Genomic DNA, 2,309 nt, shown 5'->3' with positions numbered 1-2,309 from the left:
TACTATATGCAGATAGGGCATATGACAGAGAAAAGCTCTATAAGCTGTGTAATCAATATGGTATAAAAACGAAAATTCCTCCGAAAAACAACGCAGCAGAGCATCCAAAGTTAGACTATATGGCTGAGAGAAATTCTGCAGTCAAGCTCATAAGGTCATATGATGAAGATGGTATAAAGAAGTGGAAAAAAGAGATGAGTTATGGAAAAAGATCTTATATAGAAAGTTTTTTCTCGCGACTGAAACAAACATTCTGGTTTAGTTTTAGGAATAAATCTGAGACAAATAGAGAGAAGGAACTACTTGTTAAATGCTATTTGCTCAATAAGTTCACTGATATTGGTATGGCTAAATTTGAGATAGCTTCATAAATTTATTGTGCGTTACCTACTGTCCGAAGAGCGATGCAACAAAGCCATCCCAGTGTCAAGCACTGGGATGACAAGAAAGGGAGCACTGGAATTTTTGTTTCAATATTTGTACATGAGCCATGCATCTGAACAGATACAATGTTATAACTAGAGATAATTTTTAAATGATTGATATTTATGAACTACGACTTTTCTTGTTGTCCACTTGTTCAACATTACCCTTCTCAAGTTTACTATCTACTTCTTTTGTGTGTTCATCATCTATACTAGTTTCATCTTTTATCTTACTAGGGTAATCTTCCTGCAATTTTTTATATGCTTCCATGTTGTCATATATAGGGTTACTGATGATTTCTATTTTTTCAGGTGTGAAAATCCTTGCTAAAAATCTCCTTATTATTGGTATTGACCTTAAGAGATCTCTTAGCTTTGAAGATTCTTGTCTTTTGTTTAGAGACTGTTGGTCTATTTTAGAGGTTTTTACACCATACTTTTTATCATCAAAATTTATTGTAGGCTTTCTTTTATTCGAAAGAACACTTTGGGCCTTTGATCCATTGGTTCCTTCAGGCCCTTGAGGTGTAAACATTGCAGGTTTAACCTTAGTTTCATCGTATTCCTTACTCATCTTTCATTTCATTATGTAATATTACTAATATTGCATAATAATAGCTAAATTACAATTAATTGCAAGGTAAAAATATTAAAACAATTGTAAATTTTGTCAGTAAAAATATAATAGAACTTTAAAATTAGAGGTTCATCTATATGGGATACAAAATTGCTGTTATCGGAGCAACCGGAAGAGTAGGGCGTGAGGTATTAAGCACGCTTGCTGAATTTCAAGATGAGGCGATAGATTGCGTTATTGCACTTGCATCGAAAAAATCAGAAGGGAAGAAGGTGAGCTTTGGTGACAAAGAGTTAACAGTTTTATGCCTTGAGGATTATGACTTCGTTGGAACTAATGTAGCCATTTTCTGTGCTGGATCTCATGTTTCTGAAGAGTATGTACCAATTGCAACACAGGCTGGATGCATCGTGATAGATAACAGTTCCCATTTTAGAATGAAAGAGGGTGTGCCACTCACTATTCCAGAGATTAATAAAGAAAAAATTATGGAATATAAAAACCACAACATAATATCCAATCCAAACTGTACTACAATACAGATGCTGCTAGTACTACATCTATTACACCAAAAAGCAAAAATAAAGAGAATCGTTGCTTCAACTTATCAATCAACTTCTGGTGCAGGCAAAGCAGCAATGGATGAGCTCTATGACCAGACAAAAAAAATCTTTATGAACGAAGCTAAAAAACCCAAGATATTCTCTAAGCAAATAGCATTCAATTGCATTCCCCATGTAGGAGAATTCATGGAAAATGGTTCTACAGAAGAGGAATGGAAAATGCAAGAGGAGACAAAAAAAATTTTAGAGGAAGATATAAAAGTTACTGCAACTTGTGTAAGGGTACCCGTCTTTATCGGTCACGCTATGGCAGTAAATGTGGAATTTGATCAACATATCACTGAAGAACAAGCTCGTGAAGTGCTAAGTGAAGCCGAAGATAGTGGAGTTTTAGTGTACAACAGGCGTGAAGATAGTGAATACATAACTCAAATTGATGTTGTACAGGAGAATGCTGTATATGTATCGCGTATTAGAAGAGACAATACTGTTGAGCACGGATTAAATATGTGGATAGTGGCTGACAACCTGCGCAAAGGCGCAGCATTAAATATAGTGCAGATTCTTGAGATTTTGATAAGAGAGCATTTGTCAATCAAGTGCATATAGAGCGCACGTACGTTGTAATTCGAAGGAAATTTGTATACCACATGGCAGCGCGTGACGCTGGAATGGCTTTGTTGCATCGCTACTTATGAAAGGCTAACTATAATTAGGATTATAAGCAACTTATTGAAAATCTTG

4 protein-coding genes are annotated in these 2,309 nt (G+C 35.3%); 2 read left to right on the top strand and 2 right to left on the bottom strand.

All coding sequences use genetic code 11. From position 1 onward, the window contains the following. Positions 1-371: transposase (locus OZD66_RS01200; protein WP_338061736.1), on the top strand; the 371-nt coding region annotated here is incomplete at its 5' end. Between the two features lie 2 nt (positions 372-373). On the opposite strand, the gene OZD66_RS01195 is transcribed toward OZD66_RS01200, so the two are convergent. Continuing rightward, positions 374-496, bottom strand: coding sequence for a hypothetical protein (locus tag OZD66_RS01195; RefSeq protein WP_275021975.1), 123 nt, complete (start codon positions 494-496; stop codon positions 374-376). Between the two features lie 50 nt (positions 497-546). Continuing rightward, positions 547-999, bottom strand: coding sequence for a hypothetical protein (locus OZD66_RS01190; protein ID WP_275021974.1), 453 nt, complete (start codon positions 997-999; stop codon positions 547-549). Between the two features lie 140 nt (positions 1,000-1,139). Here OZD66_RS01190 and OZD66_RS01185 point away from each other — a divergent pair, with 140 nt between their 5' ends. Next, entirely contained in the window at positions 1,140-2,174 is a 1,035-nt protein-coding gene (locus OZD66_RS01185) for an aspartate-semialdehyde dehydrogenase (RefSeq protein WP_275021972.1), read from the top strand. Positions 2,175-2,309 lie beyond the last annotated feature (135 nt).

The organism is Wolbachia endosymbiont of Drosophila baimaii (assembly GCF_028982185.1).
In the GTDB taxonomy this organism is placed as follows: domain Bacteria; phylum Pseudomonadota; class Alphaproteobacteria; order Rickettsiales; family Anaplasmataceae; genus Wolbachia; species Wolbachia pipientis.
The sequence above is the reverse complement of the archived record's forward strand: the minus strand, read 5'-3'. Positions and strand labels throughout refer to the sequence as shown.

Bases quoted from the DNA above. Each gene is read 5' to 3' on its own strand.
- OZD66_RS01190 (WP_275021974.1), bottom strand. From the start codon at position 999: ATGAGTAAGGAATACGATGAAACTAAGGTTAAACCTGCAATGTTTACA.
- OZD66_RS01195 (WP_275021975.1), bottom strand. From the start codon at position 496: ATGCATGGCTCATGTACAAATATTGAAACAAAAATTCCAGTGCTCCCT.
- OZD66_RS01185 (WP_275021972.1), top strand. From the start codon at position 1,140: ATGGGATACAAAATTGCTGTTATCGGAGCAACCGGAAGAGTAGGGCGT.